Origin of the sequence: Paludibacterium sp. B53371 (assembly GCF_018802765.1) — a bacterium.
In the GTDB taxonomy this organism is placed as follows: domain Bacteria; phylum Pseudomonadota; class Gammaproteobacteria; order Burkholderiales; family Chromobacteriaceae; genus Paludibacterium.
In genome coordinates, this window is the sequence record NZ_CP069163.1 from 770,751 (window position 1) to 786,698 (window position 15,948).

The following is a 15,948-nucleotide window of genomic DNA, read 5'->3' on the forward strand; positions in this document are numbered from 1 at the left end:
GCGGCCGCCGGAGTGTCAGAAACGTTCCCAGCCGAGCTGGTAGCGCCACTGGTTTTCCGGCAGCTTGCCCAGCGCCAGCCGGCCGACACGGATGCAGCGGATACTCAGTGCCGGGCAGTCCAGCTGCTGACACAGTTCGCCAATCTGTCCGCTGGCGGGTTGTGGCATGACGATGCGCAACTGCCGGTCGCTCTGCCGATTGATCTTGCCACTGAAGCCTTCGATTTTCAGTGCCGCCAGCGCCGGTGCCTGCGCTACCGCAACCAGAAACTCCATTTCGCATTCGGCCAGTTTTTTCAGCAGGCGCCGATCCTGCGTCAGCACGATCAGTCCGCTGCTGGCCGGGTCGGTGGCGCCAAAGGCGCTCAGTTGCCGGGTATGGCGCGGCAAGAAGACTTGCTCGGCCTGGTCGGCTTCCCAGCGATTGTCCTGGCTGAGCCGCTTGCTCCAGGGGGCATCGATCCAGGCCCCCTGATGAAACAGCAGGGTGACCGGGGCGTCCGATAGCGGGGTGGCCGGACGCGTCAGTTCAATCTGTTGCTCCGGACGTACCCGGCTGCCGAGTACCCGCACGACCTGGCCATCGACCTTCACCAGACCCTGCTCGATATATTCATCCGCTTCGCGACGCGAGCACATGCCGAGTTCGACCATACGCTTGGCCAGGCGGATGCCTTGAGGTTCGTCCATGGCGCGGTTTCCTTGTCTCTGAAGGGGGGCGATTATCCGCCCCTTGGTCTGTCTGCACAACTGTCGTCCCATTCATGGTGTTCATGCAATGGATATAAAAAGATACCTTGTAATGCAAGGTAGTGTGGATTAGGATAAAACGGTCTGATGAACCGGTAGGGACGCATGAAGACACAATTACGCAAGGGCACACTGGAAATGTGCGTGCTGGCTGTTCTGGCTCGTCAGGACAGCTATGTCTACGAGATTGTCAGTCGCCTGGCGCAGAGCATGGATATCAGTGAGGGCACCATCTACCCCTTGATGCGTCGCCTGCAGGCGGATGCCTGGGTGACCACTTATCTGAGCGAGTCCAGCAATGGCCCGGCACGCAAGTACTACACCCTGACACGCTCCGGCCGCGAGGCGCTGGCCGCCATGCGGCGCGAATGGGCGGGCTTTGTGGCAGAAATCAACGATGTGCTGGATGACACGGCACATGGCAATCAGGAGAAAGAACATGAAGCGTGATGATTTTCTCGAGCGCCTGGCACGTGCGCTCCATGGCCTCCCCCCTGCCGAGCGGGAGGAGATTCTCGCGGACTATCGCAGCTACTTTGCCGATGCCCTGGCGGATGGCCGCCAGGAAGAGGAGGTCGCCCGGGCATTGGGTGAACCGGAGCGGCTGGCCCGCGAGCTGACGGCTGAACGCCATCTCAAGCAATGGGAAGCCCACAAGACCCCCGCCAATCTGGGGCGGGTGCTGTCGGCGCTGGCGGGGCTCAGCGTGCTGAACCTGCTGCTGGCCATGCCCTATCTGGTGGTGATGACGGTGCTGGGCAGCCTGTGGCTTGGTGCCCTGATGATGTTGCTGGGTGGCTTCCTGATGGCAGGCAGCTGGGCCACGCACGCGCTGATTGGCTGGCCGCAGCTGGGGTATGGGCACGCCATGCGGCAGTTCACGCTGTACGGCCATCAGGAAGGGCGCGAGTCCAGTGTCCAGATCCATACCGATGCGTCGAGCGGTGCGATGCAGATTCTGGTGCAGGATGACCATAGCAGCGTCAGCATTCGCAATGCCTCGGACGGCAGCCTGAAGCAGCTGGCGATTCAGGATCCGGATGGGCAGGTCGTGATCAACGGCATGATGGGCATGCCGCGTGCCGGCATGCTGGTCACCGGGCTGGTGATGATGCTGATCGGCGGGTTGGGCAGCGTGCTGGGCTGGAAGGTGATCAGTGCCCTGTGGCGGGGAACCGGGCTGTGGTTGCGCTGGCAATGGCGCTTGTTGCATGAGGAAAGCCGACCATAATCAAAGAGATGTGTCGGTGTTGCCCTTGAGTAACTGTTAAAGTCAATATATTTTGAAGTAAAGATATTATTGGTTTATGATGGTCGGCAGAAATATCACCATTATCTGATTTTGACAGTGGCCGCCTCCGGCAGCCAACCGGGTAATACGCACATGACTCAAGCTTCTCATTCCGCCACCGTGCCGGGATATCGCATCGCGCTGATCATTCTCGGCATTGCCGTGTCGCCAGTGCTGCTCGCCGCCTCGGCGCTGGGCAGTCATCTGGTGTTGGGCGACGCCCTGCGCGCCATTGTTACCGGTTCGCTGGTGCTGTGTAGCATCGCCTGCCTGACGGGCTGGATCGGCGTTACGGCACGGATGAATACCTATCAGATTGTGCGATACGCATTCGGCACCCAGGGCAGCCGTGCCATCAATGTGTTGTTTGCCATCGCCCTGTTTGGCTGGACCTGCGTGACCGCCAACAGTTGCGGGCATGCGCTGCAGGATCTGCTGGCCATGTTTGGCTGGCAGGTGCCCATGCTGCCGCTGGTCTGCCTGGGCGGGGTGCTGTTCATCGGCGCTACGGCCTTTGGTTTCGAGGTACTGGACAAAATTGCCCTGGTTGCCATTCCGATCCTGCTGGGGCTGCTGGCCTGGAATCTGTCGCGTTTCTTTGGTGTGGCGCCGTTCTCGGCGCATAGCCAGGTCAATACCATGAGTATGGGCGTGGCCACGTCATCGGTCGCCGGCACCTTCATGATTCTGGTGACCACCATGCCCGATTTTTCCAGCATGGTGCACAACCGGCGTCATGCGCTGATCGGCGCCGTGCTGTCGATGGGCATTGCCTATCCGGCCCTGTTCGTCGCCGGCGCCGTGCCCTGCGCCCTGAGCGGCAAGGTCACGCTGGTCGCGGCCATGGCACTGGCGGGGGCCGCCCTGCCGACAGTGGTCATGCTGCTGATTGCCACCGTGACCGGCAATGCCGGCAACCTGTTCCAGGCGACGCTGGCGACTTCGACCTTCGTGCGGGTGATGCCGCGGCCGCGCATTACCCTGCTGCTTGGCGTGCTGGCTTGCCTGATTGGCAGCCAGGACATCCTGGATCTGTTCATTCCCTTCCTGGTGTTTTTGGGGATTTCGGTACCGCCGATTGCCGGCATTTACATCACCGACTTCTTCCTGCATCGCCGCAAGGGCTATCACCCGGCGGATCTGGCGCTGCAACCTGCTGTTCCACTGCCGACGTTTGTCATCTGGGGGCTGGCGACGGTGGTCGGTCTGCTGGCTTCGCGCCAGATGATTACCCTGACGGACATTCCGGCACTGGATGCCCTGCTGGTGGCGGCGGGTCTGTATGCCTTCACCAGCAAGGTACTGTCGCGCGGCAAGGGGCGTCAGTTGCGCCATGCTTCGGGCGATGCCTGTGAGGGTAGTCGCGCTTCCTGATCTTGCTGAATCCACGAGCGGCCCGGCCGGCAGGGGAAACCCGCCGGCCGGGCCGCTTTGTCATTCGGGGCTGGCTGGTGTGGCAGCCTGCAGGATGGCGCTCAGCAGCCAGGTCCCGGCGGGGCCGAGCGGACGTTCCCGGCTCCAGATGGCCTCGACCGTCACTTGCCGTGGCCAGCCGGGCAGCGGCAGGGGGACCAGGCCTGCGCCATAGCGGCGCACCAGCCAGCACGGCAATTCAGCCCAGCCCAGCCCCGCCTGGGTCATTTCCAGCAACATCAGATAGCTCGGGGCCGACCAGCAGTGTCCGCCGGATGGCCCCGGACGATCGCCGTGGATGGTGCTGAGGCGCAGGGCGCGGATCGTCGCCAGTTGAGCGCTGCTCTGTATGCCGGATTGGGCCAGAGGATGGCTCTGCGCCAGATACAGCGCCATCTCGTTGGGCGTTGGCAAGGGCTGCGACACCATGCCGACCGGATAGGCGGCTTGTCGCTCGACAAAGCCAAGATGGGCCCGCCCGCTATCGACCAGCCGGATCAGGTCCTCGCACTCGGCAATCAGACATTCCAGCTCAATCTCCGGGTATTGCCGGGCAAAATGCTGTTCGACGGCTTCCAGCCGGTCTGGCTGCCAGGTATCGGACATGGCAATGCTCAGCCTGGGTTCGTGGCCAGCCTGCAGACCGGCGGCGGTGCGCAACAGCCGGTCGTTGGCCATCAGTACCTGTTCGGCCTGGGCCAGCAGATGCCGACCCGCCCGGGTCAGGGTCGGAAACTTGCTCTGACGATCAAACAGTGTGACCCCCAGATCGATTTCCAGATTGGCAATGCAGGCACTGATGGTGGACTGACTTTTGCCCAGGCGGCGTGCCGTGGCGGAAAAGGAGCCGCAGGACGCCGCTGTGGCAAACACTTGCAGCGTTTCCAGATTGGGCATGACCTATCGCCTTTGTCGATGGATATCAACTTTGGAGCATCGACTATTTTGCGCATCATGCCAAGTATCCGAAGATGAAAAGGAGGTTTGCCATGCTGGCTGACAAATCCCCGCTGGAACGCGCTTTGCAGGCCATCGGCTTTGAGGTGCTGGCCATTGTGCTGGTGACGCCGCTGTTTGCCTGGTGGATGCAGACACCTCTGCTGGCCATGGGCGGGCTGGCCGTGGCCAACTGCCTGATCGCCTTGTTGTGGAATGTTCTGTTCAATCGGCATTTTGATCGCTGGTTGCGTGCACGCGGTTTGGCCAAGGCCTGGAGAGTCCGCGCCATGCATGCCCTGCTGTTCGAGGGCGGGCTGATGCTGGTGTGTCTGCCGCTGGCCATGTGGTGGCTGGATCTGGCGTTGTGGCCGGCATTGAAGCTGGATATCGGGCTGAATCTGTTTTTCCTGCCGTATACCTATCTCTATCACTGGGGTTATGACCAGTTGCGCCTGCGTCTGGTCGGGGCGATCTGACAAACAAAGCGCCGGGGTTTCCCCCGGCGCTTGTCTGTGCCTGGCGCTCAGAAGAAGCCCAGCTTGTCCTCGGAGTAGCTGACCAGCAGGTTCTTGGTCTGCTGGTAGTGCTCCAGCATCATCTTGTGGGTCTCGCGCCCGATGCCCGACTGTTTGTAGCCGCCAAAGGCCGCATGAGCCGGGTAGGCGTGGTAGCAGTTGGTCCAGACACGGCCGGCTTCAATGTGACGACCCATGAAGAAGGCAGTGTTGATGTTGCGGGTCCACACACCTGAACCCAGTCCGAAGAGGGTGTCATTGGCGATGTGCAGTGCTTCTTCGGTGTCTTTGAACGTGGTCACCGAGACCACCGGGCCGAAGATTTCTTCCTGGAAGATGCGCATCTTGTTGTTGCCATGGAACACCGTCGGCTGGATGTAATAGCCGTCTTCCAGCCCGCCACCCAGATGGGCGCGGCTGCCACCGGCCAGCACCTGTGCGCCTTCGTCGCGCCCGATCTGCAGATAGCTCTGGATCTTGTCCATCTGCTCCAGCGAGGCCTGGGCGCCGATCATGGTCTGCGGATCGAGCGGATTGCCCTGCTTGATGGCGGCAACGCGCTTGAGTGCGCGCTCCATGAAGCGGTCGTAGATCGACTCGGCAATCAGCGCTCGACTCGGGCAGGTGCAGACTTCGCCCTGGTTGAGCGCAAACATCACGAAGCCTTCGATGGCCTTGTCGAAGAAGGCATCATCCTTTTCCGCTACATCGGCAAAGAAGATGTTGGGCGACTTGCCGCCCAGCTCCAGCGTGACCGGGATCAGGTTCTGGCTGGCGTACTGCATGATCAGCCGGCCAGTACCGGTTTCGCCGGTAAAGGCGATTTTGGCGATGCGCTTGGAGCTGGCCAGCGGCTTGCCGGCTTCCAGACCGAAGCCGTTGACGATGTTCAGCACCCCGGGTGGCAACAGGTCGCCCACCAGTTCGGCGAACACCAGAATCGACATCGGGGTCTGCTCGGCCGGTTTCAGGACCACGCAGTTACCCGCCGCCAGTGCGGGCGCCAGTTTCCAGGCGGCCATCAGGATCGGGAAGTTCCACGGAATGATTTGCCCCACCACGCCCAGCGGTTCGTGGAAGTGATAGGACATGGTGTTCTGGTCGATTTCACCCAGCGTGCCTTCCTGGGCGCGGATGCAGGAGGCGAAGTAGCGGAAGTGATCAATGGCCAGCGGGATGTCGGCCGCGCGGGTTTCACGGATTGGCTTGCCGTTGTCCCAGGTCTCCACTTCGGCCAGCAGGGCCAGATTGGCCTCCATGCGGTCGGCAATCTGGTTGAGCAGGATGGCCCGCTCGGTCACCGGCGTATGACCCCACTTGAAGCGGGCGGCGTGGGCCGCATCCAGTGCCAGCTCCACATCCTGCTCATCGGAACGCGCCACTTCGCACAGCACCTTGCCGGTCACCGGGGTCAGATTCTCGAAGTAGCGGCCATTGACCGGAGGTACCCACTTGCCGCCGATATAGTTGTCGTAGCGTGGCTTGATGGCGATACCTGGCTTCAGTTGTGTCATCTCTTTCTCCTTGTGTCGCTTGTTGTGGTCGTTCCCGTCGGGACGTACAGCCAGTACAGCACACGCCGTGCCAGGAAATTTCGATCGTGCGCTGCAGCAAGCGGCATGTGCCGTTTTGCAAGCATTTACTCTAATTTCTTTTGCGCAGCAGCATGACTGACCCTTGGGATGGGCCTTGCAGCCGAGTTCGCAACAACCATAATCAGTGCATTGAAGCGACGATGGCTGTGTCAGGCTGCGACACCTGTCGCAGTGTCATGACACAGTGGAGGACGGCATGACCGATACCCATTCCCTGACCTTGCACGAGGCGCGCAAGCGCTTCTTCGATGGCTCGCCGTTGCCGGACGGCAGCGTACCGCCCTCCATCCTGTCGTCCTGGCGGCGTTGTCTCGGCCTGGGCCTGCCGGTGGATGCGCGAGGCAGCGAGCGGCTTGAGCAAACCGTGTTGCGCGAGCGACTGGACGCCAACGCCGACTGGTTGCAGTGGGCCAGACCGCAGATCGATACCTTGTTTGAAAGTGTGGTTGATGATGGCCATGTGGTGATTGTGGCCGATCGTCACGGCGTGATCCTGGAGGAGATGGGCCATCCTGCCTTTCTCGATAAGGCCGAGCGGGTGGCGCTGACCCCGGGCATGGACTGGAGCGAGCAGCACCGAGGGACCAATGCCATCGGCACGGCGCTGCTGGCCGGGCAGGTGACCCGGGTGCGTGGCAGCGAACATTATCTGGAGCGCAACCGGCTGCTGTCCTGTCAGGCCTCGCCGCTGTTTGATCCCTTCGGCCAGCTGCTGGGGGTGCTGGATGTTTCCGGCCTGCCGCGCAAGCTGGGTCCGATGCATGGTCAAAGGGTCGAGTCGGCCGCCCGCCTGATCGAGCAGCGCCTGTTTGCCCAGGCAACCCGTCAGGCGCGCACCTTGCTGTTCCATGTCGATCCGGCGCAACTGGCCACGCCGCGGGCGGCGCGGCTGGCCTTCGATGGCGAGGAGCGCCTGCTGGCGGCTGATCGTAGTGCCTTGCAGGCACTGCAGCTCGACTGGTCGGCACTGGGGCGGCTGCAGTTTGCCGATCTGTTTGGCGAGACGCTGGCGCACTGGCAGTCACGTGCCGGCGAGCATCGCGCTTTGCTGGCGCATGGCGAGCGTCTGTTCAGTGGTCGTTTACTATTGCCGCATCCGGTGGCCCAGGCCACGCCAGTATTGCGTACGGCCCGGCCAGACCGGCGTGCGGAGGTGAGCAGCCCGGCGGAGGCGGCGGCGTCCGGCCTGCCGCCCGCCCTGATGCAGACAGCCCTCAAGCTGCTGCAGGCCGATATTCCGGTGCTGATCCTCGGTGAAACGGGTACCGGCAAAGATAAGTTTGCCCGTGCGCTGCACGAGCAAAGTCATCGGCGTGCCGCCCCCTTCGTGGCGGTCAATTGTGCCGCGATTCCGGAAGGGCTGATCGAGGCCGAGTTGTTTGGCTATGAGGAGGGCGCGTTTACCGGTGCCCGGCGTCAGGGCAGCAAGGGGCGATTGCGCGAGGCGCAGGGCGGTGTGCTGTTTCTGGATGAAATTGGCGACATGCCGCTGTCGATGCAGGCGCGGCTGTTGCGGGTGCTGCAGGATCGTACCGTGACGCCTTTGGGCGGCGGCGGCAGCCATGCGGTCGATTTCCGCCTGGTGTGCGCCACACACCGCGACTTGCGTGCCATGGTGCAGGCCGGCACGTTCCGCGCCGATCTGTACTATCGGCTGTGTCACTATCCGCTGTGTCTGCCTCCGCTGCGTGAGCGTGGCGATGTGGCCCGGGTGGCGCAGCAGCTGCTGGATCAGGGCGGCGCCGCGCGGCGTGGCATCGTGCTGTCTCCGCAACTGGCTACCGCGCTGCGACGCTATCGCTGGCCGGGCAATTTGCGCGAGCTGGCCAATCTGCTGCAAACCCTGCTGGCGCTGGTCGATGATGGGACGGTGCTGACGCTGGCGCATCTGCCGCTCACACTGCAGGAAGAGATGCAGCTGGCCGGTGCCGAGCCGGCCACCCCGGGCATGGTCGCCGGCATGCTGGCCCAGTTCGGTGGCAATGCCAGTGCGGCGGCGCGCGCGCTGGGTATCAGTCGCAGCACGCTATATCGCAAGCTGCGGCAGGAGGGCGGGAACGGCCGTTGAGCGTTGCGGTGCGTCCGGGCTTCAGGCGGCTTGATAACGTCCGGGGCGGTGATTCATGGTGATTACCAGGTTGAGTGCTACTGCGCCAATCAGCGAGGCCAGCAGTGCCAGCGGACTGACCACCAGCAGGGAGGCCGCGACGATCAGCACATCGACCGCCATCTGTAGCTTGCCGGCGCGTATTCCGCTTTTCTCCTGCAGGTACAGCGCCAGAATGTTCACCCCGCCCAGGCTGGCCTGGTGGCGGAACAGTACGATCAGCCCCACCCCCATCAGCAGTCCCCCGGTCAGTGCCGTGTAGAAGCCGTTGAGGGCCCCGAAGTGAACGAAGTGGCCGTGCAGTCCGGAGAACAGCGATACCAGGGCCACGGCGCAGAAGGTCTTGAGGGTGAATTCGCTGCCCTTGCCCTTGAGCGCCAGATAGTAGAACGGCAGATTGATGACGAAGAACACCAGCCCGAATGACCAGCCGGTCAGGTAGTGAATCAGGAAGGCCATCCCCGCCGTCCCGCCGATCAGCAGGCCGGCCTGCTTGAACATGGCAATGCCGAAAGAGACCAGCAGGGTACCGATCAGGATGGACAGAATGTCTTCCGTCAGGCTGTGGGCGGGGGTGGGGGCGGCGATGGCGTGCATGATCTTGGTGCGCGAAGTAGGCAATGTCTACTTATTTGCAAAATGTATGCCATTGCCGCGCCGGCCCAGCGTCACCTGGCGACAATTGGCACATCTGTGCCGTCCTAGGGTGCGCCATGATTCTTCGATTTGAGCTGTAATTTTGGCGTGTTCTGCCGAGATGTGGCGGTGAGCTTTGTGCCAGCGTTGGCGGTCTTTGTGGCACAAAGCGCGGAGAGAGCGTGAATTTGCACTGTTTTGGTGCGCATTGGCCGGTGAGGTCTTGCAGGCAGGCAGCCCCTGCTGCCCGCCGTGATGGCCTCAGAGCTCTGCCAGCAGATGAACCGGCACACCATAAAAGCCCTGCAGGCTGTCGCTGCGCTGATGGGCGATCCAGCCCAGCCGCAGGCCGAAGCGTTGCCGCCCGGCCAAGGCTTCGGCCAGCTGTGGCAGCTGGTTCAGGTTCTCGATCACGTAGCAGCCATGGTCCTCACAATAGCTGTCCACTTCGTGATGAGGCTGCTCACCGCGCCGCAAGCCCAATGCATCGATGCCAATGAACGCGGGTTGGCGGGCGATCAGGTATTCCACGGCCTCCCAGCTCAACTGGGGATGGTCAGCAAAATATTCCCGGCTGGTATAGGGAAAACGCTGCATGTGTCCGGTGTAAAGAATGATGGCATCGTTCTGGCGGATGTCGGCCTGGCGCAATGCCTCGACCCCGATGTCGCGGCCCGCCTGGCTGACATCAATCAGCACGGCGGCACAATGGCTGCGGTTCAGCGGAATCGGTTGCAACAGCCGGCTGTCCAGGTGGGTGCCGACATGGCCGGCATCGATGGGGCCGGGGCGCGTGATGCGCATTTCGGCAAACAGCGGGTGGTCGAAAGACAGCGACAGGGACAGATCAATCAGCATGGTGGGCTCCTTGTGTGATGGGATGTCCGGGTGGACCAGCATGATTGTGCTAATCTGTGCATTGGCTTGCTAACGATGTAACGCCAATCAATTTGGAAATCTGGCCAATGATGATCCCTGTCGAAACCCGGCTGAGCGATGGCCGACCGATGCTGATCCGCAATCAAGCGCATCCGGTTGGCGCTGACATGTATTTGCACTGCCACCCTGAAGGGCAGCTTTGGGCGCTGTGGCAAGGCGGCGTGACCATCGAGCTGCAGGGGTGCCAGTGGGTGCTGCCGCAAGGTCAGATTGGCTGGCTGCCGCCCGGCACGCCCCATGCCTCCTCGGTGTTTCGTCAGGCCGTTGGCTGGCATGCCTATTTGCAGCCTGCCTTGTGCGAGGTGTTTCCGCCGACTCCAACGGTGTTTCGTGCCAGCCCGCTGATTCGTGCCATGCTGGCGCAGATCGCTGACTGGCAGATTGCCGCCGCCGGCTTGAGCGAGCGCCAGCAGCGCTTTTTTGCCGTGTTGCTGGACGAGTTGCTGCAGGCCGGAACTCAGCCGCTGATGTTGCCGATGCCCAGTCATCCCGGGCTGCTGCACCTTGCCCGGGGATTGCTGGAGGATCCGGCACAGGCGCACCCGCTCGATACCCTGGCGCGTGAGGCCGGCTTGTCACCGCGCAGTCTGACCCGCCACTTCAGGCAGCAGACCGGGATGACGCTGGTGCAATGGCGCACGGCGGCGCGCATGAAAAAAGCCCTGGAAGGGTTGGCTGCTGGCGGCAGCGTGACACGTGTGGCCTTCGAGACCGGTTACGACAGTGTCAGCAGCTTCATTACCGCATTCCGGCAGCGCTTTGGGGTGACACCGGCGCGCTATGTGCAGGGGATGGGCAAGTAGGCGATCTTGATTTCCCGGGCGCGCAAAAAAGCCGACGTGAGCCGTCGGCTTTTTGGCGTACCCAGCCGGGCTGGCGTGCCGCCCGGTCGGTGGTCGCTTATTCCCACTCAATCGTCGCCGGCGGCTTGCCCGATACATCGTAGACCACGCGGTTGATGCCGCGCACTTCGTTGATGATGCGGTTGGAGGCGCGGCCGAGCAGGGAGTAGGGCAGTTCGGCCCAGTGTGCAGTCATGAAGTCGGAGGTGACCACGGCACGCAGTGCCACGACGTAGTCGTAGGTGCGGCCATCGCCCATCACGCCGACCGACTTGACCGGCAGGAAGACGGCAAAGGCCTGGCTGGTCTTGTCGTACCAGGACAGACCGTCTTCGTCGACGGTGTTGCGCAGTTCTTCAATGAAGATGGCGTCGGCACGACGCAGCAGGTCGGCGTATTCGGTCTTGACCTCACCCAGGATGCGCACGCCCAGGCCCGGACCCGGGAAGGGGTGGCGATAGACCATGTCGTGCGGCAGGCCGAGTGCCACGCCCAGTTCGCGCACTTCGTCCTTGAACAGTTCGCGCAGCGGCTCCAGCAGCTTGAGATTCAGGGTTTCCGGCAGACCACCGACGTTGTGGTGGCTCTTGATGGTGTGGGCCTTCTTGGTCTTGGCGCCGGCCGATTCGATCACGTCCGGGTAGATGGTGCCCTGTGCCAGCCAGCGGGCATTGCTGAGCTTCTTGGCTTCCCGCTGGAAGACTTCAACGAATTCGGCGCCGATGATCTTGCGCTTCTTCTCCGGATCGGTTTCGCCAGCCAGCTTGCCCATGAAGTCGGCGGCGGCATCGACGTGCACGACCTTGACGCCCAGGTTGCGGGCGAACATGTCCATGACCATCTGGCCTTCGTTCAGGCGCAGCAGGCCGTGGTCGACAAAGACGCAGGTCAGCTGGTCACCGATGGCGCGATGGATCAGCGCAGCGGCCACGGAGGAGTCGACCCCGCCGGACAGGCCGAGGATGACTTCTTCCTGGCCGACCTGGGCACGGATTCTGGCGACGGCTTCGTCGATGTAGTTGGGCATGGTCCAGGACGGGGTGGCCGCGCAGATGCCGAGCACGAAGCGGTGCAGCATGTCCTTGCCGTGCTTGGTGTGGGTGACTTCCGGATGGAACTGGACGGCGTAGAAGCCGCGGTGTTCATCGGCCATGGCGGCGATCGGGCAGGAACGGTTGCTGCCGATGACGTTGAAGCCGGCCGGCAGGGCGGTGACCTTGTCGCCATGGCTCATCCACACTTCCTGCACGCGTTCGCCGTTGGGCAGGACCTTGCCCGGCAGGTTGTCGAACAGCTTGCTGGCCACGGTGGTGACTTCGGCATAGCCGAACTCGCGCACATGACCCGACTCGACCTTGCCGCCCAGGGTCTGGGCCATCCATTGCATGCCGTAGCAGATGCCCAAAACCGGGACGCCGAGCTGGAACAGCTCGGCGTCGGCCTGGTAGTCGCTTTCGTAGACCGAGTTCGGTCCGCCGGACAGGATGATGCCCTTGGGGCCGAAGGCGCGGATCTCGTCGATCGGCATGTCGAACGGATGCAGTTCACAGTAGACATGCGCTTCGCGCACGCGGCGCGCGATCAGTTGGGAGACCTGGGAGCCGAAGTCGAGAATGAGGATTTTGTCCATGCTGTTCCTTGAAATGTGGCCCGCCGCCATATACGTGTGGGTGCGGCGGGTGTGTCTGAATGCTGTTTAGCCCTTGTCGCGCATCAGTCGCTGCTTTTCCCGGGCCCATTCGCGGTCTTTTTCGGTGGCACGCTTGTCGTGCTGCTTCTTGCCCTTGGCCAGGCCGATTTCCGCCTTGATGCGACCGCGGGTGTAGTGCAGGTCGAGGGCGACCAGGGTGTAGCCTGCGCGTTCGACCTTGCCGATCAGTTTGTTGATTTCGCTCTGGTTCAACAGCAGCTTGCGGCTGCGCACCGGATCGGGGTGAATGTGGGTCGAGGCGGATTGCAGCGGCGAAATGTGCGCGCCGATCAGCCAGAAGGCGCCACGCTGCCAGACGACATAGCTTTCTTTCAGCTGGGCGCGGCCGGCGCGGATGGCCTTGACTTCCCAGCCCTCGAGCACGAGGCCGGCCTCGTGTTTCTCTTCGATGAAGTACTCGTGAAAGGCTTTGCGGTTGTCGATGATGCTCATTTTGATGGCATGGCTGCAATGGTGAATCCGCTATTTTAGCAGACTCCGGGCTTTCGCTGAATCCCTCGAAAATTCAGCAGCTTCTGGCCTACCTCATGGCGTGATTCTTGTCGGTTGCCGGTTAAACGGGTAACGTTCTGTTTTTTTGCTGTGCGTGCGCGATGAAGGTGGTTGAAAAGAATGTGCTGGTCGGGCATACCCCGGACCAGATGTATGCGCTGGTGAATGACTTCGAGCGCTACCCGGCTTTCCTGCCGTGGTGTGGTCGCGCCGAGGTCTTGTCGCGCGAGGGCGAGCAGGTCCATGCCCGGCTGCATATCGATTATTTCAAGGTGCGGCAGCATTTCTCGACCCGCAATGTCTGCGTGGCGGGCCAGTCGATCACCATGACGCTGGACGAGGGGCCTTTCGAATCGCTGTCCGGCAGCTGGCAGTTCCGCCCGCTGGGTGACCTGGGCTGCAAGATCGAGTTTCGTCTGAGTTACCAGTTCTCCAGCAAGATTCTGGAAAAGCTGATCGGCCCGGTGTTCGATCATATTTCAGCCTCGCTGGTCGATGCGTTCATCAAGGAAGCCGACAGGGTTTATGGTCATGACTGAGCCGATTGCCATCGAGGTGGCTTACGCCGCGCCAGCGGCACAGAAGATCGTGGCTTTGCAGGTTGCCGCCGGCACCACCGCGCTGCAGGCGGCCGAGCAATCCGGTTTGCTGACGGCGTTTGCCGTGGATGTCGCGACGCTGAAGCTGGGCGTGTTCGGCAAAGCCGTGCCGCCGGGGCAGGTGCTGCGTGCCGGCGACCGGGTCGAGATTTACCGCCCCTTGCTGGCGGATCCGAAGGAGGTGCGCCGCCGCCGTGCCAAAGCCGGCAAGGCGTGAGGGGATGGCGATAAAAAAAGCCAGTGCGCATTGCACTGGCTTTTTTCATGGGCTGTACGCGGATTTCAGCCGAGGTGAACCGGACCTTCTTCTGCGCTGCAGACACGGTTCTTGCCCGCCAGCTTGGCCTGGTACATGGCCTGGTCGGCGCGCTCGATGACGTCGATATCGCGTTCGCCCAGATGCCATTGGGCAACGCCGGCGCTGAAGGTGATGACCAGGCGGTCGTTGTTGGCCAGGAAGAAGGTCTTGGTCAGCTCGCGCTGCAGGCGGCGGATGGTTTCCAGTGCCTCTTCCAGCGAGGTGTCCGGCATCAGCAGCACGAACTCTTCGCCACCGAAGCGTGCGACCACATCGGCAGGGCGGATATTGTTGCGGATGACGTCCACCAGGTAGATCAGTGCGTCGTCACCGGTCAGGTGGCCGTAGTGGTCGTTCAGTTGCTTGAAGTTGTCGACGTCGATCAGGGCGACGCACAGCGGGCTGTGGGTGCGCTCGGTACGTCCGATCTCCCGCTGGAAGTGCTCGGCCAGACCCCGGCGGTTGTAGGCGCCGGTGAGCTGGTCTTCCTTGACCTTGGCACTGGCGGTTTCCAGTGCCTGTTCCAGCTCCTTGATGCGCTGTTCCGCGGCCTCGACCTCGTTGCGTGCGGTGATCAGTTCGTCGTGGGAGTGGCTCAGTCCCTGCTGCATTTCGACCGTGTCTTCCACCAGGTCGGCAATGATGCTGTTCAGCTCACCGACATCCGTGGTCTCCTTGATGCGCTGGCTATGAACGGTGATCTTCTGCTGGAAGTCATCGGTGCTGTCGGTGATGGCCGACAGGCGGGTGATGAAGCTGTCGAGCAGGGTGCGCAGTGAGTTGGCGGCTTCGTCCAGCGACTGTTTCAGGCTGCCCTGCTTGCGGATGACCTCGCGCAGGCTGGTTTCCAGCTGGTAGAGCTGCTGCATGGACAGGGGCTGTTGCGACAGCACTTCCTGCAGGCTGGCGACCTGGCCGACCAGAAAACCATCGGACTGGTTGAGCTGGGCAATGTTGTCCAGCATCAGTTTCAGCATGTTGGCCAGGCCGTTGACCAGACGTCCTTCCTGTTGCGACTGCAGCTCGAGCTTGATCATGAAGGCTCGCAGGCGCGGCAGGTACATGTCGAGGGCGGCGGCGTCCTGCAGGTTTTCCAGTTCGGTGATCAGGACCTCGAGGTCCAGTTGCAGGTCCGGGTTGTCCAGCAGTCGTGGTTCCAGCCCATGCTTCAGGGCATAGGCCAGAGTACGCTGCCAGGTGCCCCAGCTGTCATCGGCACTGTGCGGCGCCTGGGCGATGACCACTGCCTCCTCTTCCGGCACAACGGGTTCTTCGCCCCAGCTGGCAGGGTCCCGCTGGCTCGGCGGCAGGCCCCAGTTGTTGATGAGGGCGTTGAGTTTCTGGTTGAGTTCTTCCGGCTGGTTGCCGTAGTTGATCAGTACGCGCTCGAGAGCGGTCTGCTTGAAGTGTTGCGGCAGATCGGGGATGCGCATTTCCCAGCCGCGGATCAGGTCGTTGATCAGCGAGCCCCATGACTGGGTGAGCTCACAGTCCTTGAGGGCTTCGCGCATGCAGTCGACGGCCAGCTGCGGGATCTGCTCCCAGCGCTCGTCGTCGGCAGCCTGTTGCAGTTTGGACAGCAGCAGGCGTGATTGTACGGAGTTGGTGGCTTGTGATTCGATGGCGCGGACCAGCTGGCCGGCCAGCCGCCCTTCGCGGGTCAGCGGATTCTGGCAAAGTTCGTTGAAAACGCGTTCGAAGTTTTCCGGAGTGGGTAACAGTTTGCGTGCAGACAGCTGCTTGAGTGTTTCTCGCGCGACTTCAATCGGATTATTGGTCGTCATGGCCCATACCCTGGAGGACTTGTTGCCACGCATGCTC

General features: G+C 62.3%; 16 protein-coding genes. 8 read left to right on the top strand and 8 right to left on the bottom strand.

Translation table 11 applies throughout. The features are described from left to right. Positions 1–15: 15 nt before the first annotated feature. Entirely contained in the window at positions 16–690 is a 675-nt protein-coding gene (locus JNO51_RS03670; protein ID WP_215781510.1) for an RNA pseudouridine synthase, read from the bottom strand. Positions 691–855: 165 nt separating this feature from the next. On the opposite strand from JNO51_RS03670, the gene JNO51_RS03675 reads away from it, so the two are divergent. The 3 genes from JNO51_RS03675 to JNO51_RS03685 all read left to right on the top strand — a co-directional run bounded on the left by JNO51_RS03675 (position 856) and on the right by JNO51_RS03685 (position 3,415). Continuing rightward, positions 856–1,200, top strand: a complete 345-nt coding sequence (locus JNO51_RS03675) for a PadR family transcriptional regulator (protein WP_215781514.1) — start codon at positions 856–858, stop codon at positions 1,198–1,200. After that, positions 1,190–1,981, top strand: a complete 792-nt coding sequence (locus JNO51_RS03680) for a DUF1700 domain-containing protein (protein ID WP_215781516.1) — start codon at positions 1,190–1,192, stop codon at positions 1,979–1,981. The genes JNO51_RS03675 and JNO51_RS03680 overlap by 11 nt, the downstream gene beginning before the upstream one ends. Positions 1,982–2,134: 153 nt before the next feature. Then, positions 2,135–3,415, top strand: coding sequence for a cytosine permease (locus tag JNO51_RS03685; RefSeq protein ID WP_215781518.1), 1,281 nt, complete (start codon positions 2,135–2,137; stop codon positions 3,413–3,415). Between the two features lie 60 nt (positions 3,416–3,475). Here JNO51_RS03685 and JNO51_RS03690 read toward each other — a convergent pair whose 3' ends face one another. Beyond that, positions 3,476–4,351 carry a LysR family transcriptional regulator gene (locus JNO51_RS03690; protein WP_215781521.1) on the bottom strand — a complete coding sequence of 292 codons (876 nt, stop codon included), beginning with the start codon at positions 4,349–4,351 and terminating at the stop codon, positions 3,476–3,478. A 92-nt stretch (positions 4,352–4,443) separates the two neighbouring features. Between JNO51_RS03690 and JNO51_RS03695 the strand changes: the two genes are divergently transcribed. After that, the gene (locus JNO51_RS03695) at positions 4,444–4,869 is read left to right on the top strand and encodes a PACE efflux transporter (protein ID WP_215781524.1); all 426 of its coding nucleotides are present in this window, start codon (positions 4,444–4,446) and stop codon (positions 4,867–4,869) included. A 47-nt stretch (positions 4,870–4,916) separates the two neighbouring features. Here the strand turns inward: JNO51_RS03695 and adh are convergent, their stop codons facing one another. Beyond that, complete coding sequence (gene adh, locus JNO51_RS03700; RefSeq protein WP_215781526.1) at positions 4,917–6,422, bottom strand: aldehyde dehydrogenase; 1,506 nt, start codon at positions 6,420–6,422, stop codon at positions 4,917–4,919. A gap of 277 nt (positions 6,423–6,699) precedes the next feature. Between adh and JNO51_RS03705 the strand changes: the two genes are divergently transcribed. Next, entirely contained in the window at positions 6,700–8,571 is a 1,872-nt protein-coding gene (locus JNO51_RS03705; protein WP_252346174.1) for a sigma-54-dependent Fis family transcriptional regulator, read from the top strand. A gap of 21 nt (positions 8,572–8,592) precedes the next feature. Here JNO51_RS03705 and JNO51_RS03710 read toward each other — a convergent pair whose 3' ends face one another. Both JNO51_RS03710 and JNO51_RS03715 read right to left on the bottom strand, forming a co-directional pair. Further along, positions 8,593–9,231, bottom strand: coding sequence for a YitT family protein (locus JNO51_RS03710; RefSeq protein ID WP_252346175.1), 639 nt, complete (start codon positions 9,229–9,231; stop codon positions 8,593–8,595). A 276-nt stretch (positions 9,232–9,507) separates the two neighbouring features. Then, a complete protein-coding gene (locus tag JNO51_RS03715) occupies positions 9,508–10,104 on the bottom strand; it encodes a cyclase family protein (RefSeq protein ID WP_215781528.1) in 597 nt (198 codons plus the stop codon). A 107-nt stretch (positions 10,105–10,211) separates the two neighbouring features. Here JNO51_RS03715 and JNO51_RS03720 point away from each other — a divergent pair, with 107 nt between their 5' ends. Continuing rightward, positions 10,212–10,988: an AraC family transcriptional regulator gene (locus tag JNO51_RS03720; protein WP_215781531.1), complete on the top strand. Its 777-nt coding sequence runs from the start codon at positions 10,212–10,214 to the stop codon at positions 10,986–10,988. Between the two features lie 97 nt (positions 10,989–11,085). Here JNO51_RS03720 and guaA read toward each other — a convergent pair whose 3' ends face one another. Continuing rightward, entirely contained in the window at positions 11,086–12,687 is a 1,602-nt protein-coding gene (guaA, locus tag JNO51_RS03725; protein WP_371822874.1) for a glutamine-hydrolyzing GMP synthase, read from the bottom strand. Positions 12,688–12,723: 36 nt separating this feature from the next. Beyond that, the gene (gene smpB / locus JNO51_RS03730) at positions 12,724–13,170 is read right to left on the bottom strand and encodes an SsrA-binding protein SmpB (protein ID WP_215781535.1); all 447 of its coding nucleotides are present in this window, start codon (positions 13,168–13,170) and stop codon (positions 12,724–12,726) included. A 161-nt stretch (positions 13,171–13,331) separates the two neighbouring features. On the opposite strand from smpB, the gene JNO51_RS03735 reads away from it, so the two are divergent. Both JNO51_RS03735 and JNO51_RS03740 read left to right on the top strand, forming a co-directional pair. Further along, positions 13,332–13,769, top strand: a complete 438-nt coding sequence (locus JNO51_RS03735; RefSeq protein ID WP_215781538.1) for a type II toxin-antitoxin system RatA family toxin — start codon at positions 13,332–13,334, stop codon at positions 13,767–13,769. Beyond that, positions 13,762–14,046 (top strand): RnfH family protein, encoded by a 285-nt coding sequence (locus JNO51_RS03740; RefSeq protein WP_215781541.1) that lies wholly within the window; start codon positions 13,762–13,764, stop codon positions 14,044–14,046. Before JNO51_RS03735 ends, JNO51_RS03740 begins: the two co-directional genes overlap by 8 nt. Before the next feature lie 65 nt (positions 14,047–14,111). Here the strand turns inward: JNO51_RS03740 and JNO51_RS03745 are convergent, their stop codons facing one another. Beyond that, entirely contained in the window at positions 14,112–15,944 is a 1,833-nt protein-coding gene (locus JNO51_RS03745; protein ID WP_252346176.1) for a GGDEF domain-containing protein, read from the bottom strand. Positions 15,945–15,948: the final 4 nt, after the last annotated feature.

Coding starts and splice junctions, on each gene's coding strand:
- JNO51_RS03670 (WP_215781510.1), bottom strand. CDS start 690: ATGGACGAACCTCAAGGCATCCGCCTGGCCAAGCGTATGGTCGAACTC.
- JNO51_RS03675 (WP_215781514.1), top strand. CDS start 856: ATGAAGACACAATTACGCAAGGGCACACTGGAAATGTGCGTGCTGGCT.
- JNO51_RS03680 (WP_215781516.1), top strand. CDS start 1,190: ATGAAGCGTGATGATTTTCTCGAGCGCCTGGCACGTGCGCTCCATGGC.
- JNO51_RS03685 (WP_215781518.1), top strand. CDS start 2,135: ATGACTCAAGCTTCTCATTCCGCCACCGTGCCGGGATATCGCATCGCG.
- JNO51_RS03690 (WP_215781521.1), bottom strand. CDS start 4,351: ATGCCCAATCTGGAAACGCTGCAAGTGTTTGCCACAGCGGCGTCCTGC.
- JNO51_RS03695 (WP_215781524.1), top strand. CDS start 4,444: ATGCTGGCTGACAAATCCCCGCTGGAACGCGCTTTGCAGGCCATCGGC.
- adh (WP_215781526.1), bottom strand. CDS start 6,422: ATGACACAACTGAAGCCAGGTATCGCCATCAAGCCACGCTACGACAAC.
- JNO51_RS03705 (WP_252346174.1), top strand. CDS start 6,700: ATGACCGATACCCATTCCCTGACCTTGCACGAGGCGCGCAAGCGCTTC.
- JNO51_RS03715 (WP_215781528.1), bottom strand. CDS start 10,104: ATGCTGATTGATCTGTCCCTGTCGCTGTCTTTCGACCACCCGCTGTTT.
- JNO51_RS03720 (WP_215781531.1), top strand. CDS start 10,212: ATGATGATCCCTGTCGAAACCCGGCTGAGCGATGGCCGACCGATGCTG.
- guaA (WP_371822874.1), bottom strand. CDS start 12,687: ATGGCGGCGGGCCACATTTCAAGGAACAGCATGGACAAAATCCTCATT.
- smpB (WP_215781535.1), bottom strand. CDS start 13,170: ATGAGCATCATCGACAACCGCAAAGCCTTTCACGAGTACTTCATCGAA.
- JNO51_RS03735 (WP_215781538.1), top strand. CDS start 13,332: ATGAAGGTGGTTGAAAAGAATGTGCTGGTCGGGCATACCCCGGACCAG.
- JNO51_RS03740 (WP_215781541.1), top strand. CDS start 13,762: ATGACTGAGCCGATTGCCATCGAGGTGGCTTACGCCGCGCCAGCGGCA.
- JNO51_RS03745 (WP_252346176.1), bottom strand. CDS start 15,944: ATGCGTGGCAACAAGTCCTCCAGGGTATGGGCCATGACGACCAATAAT.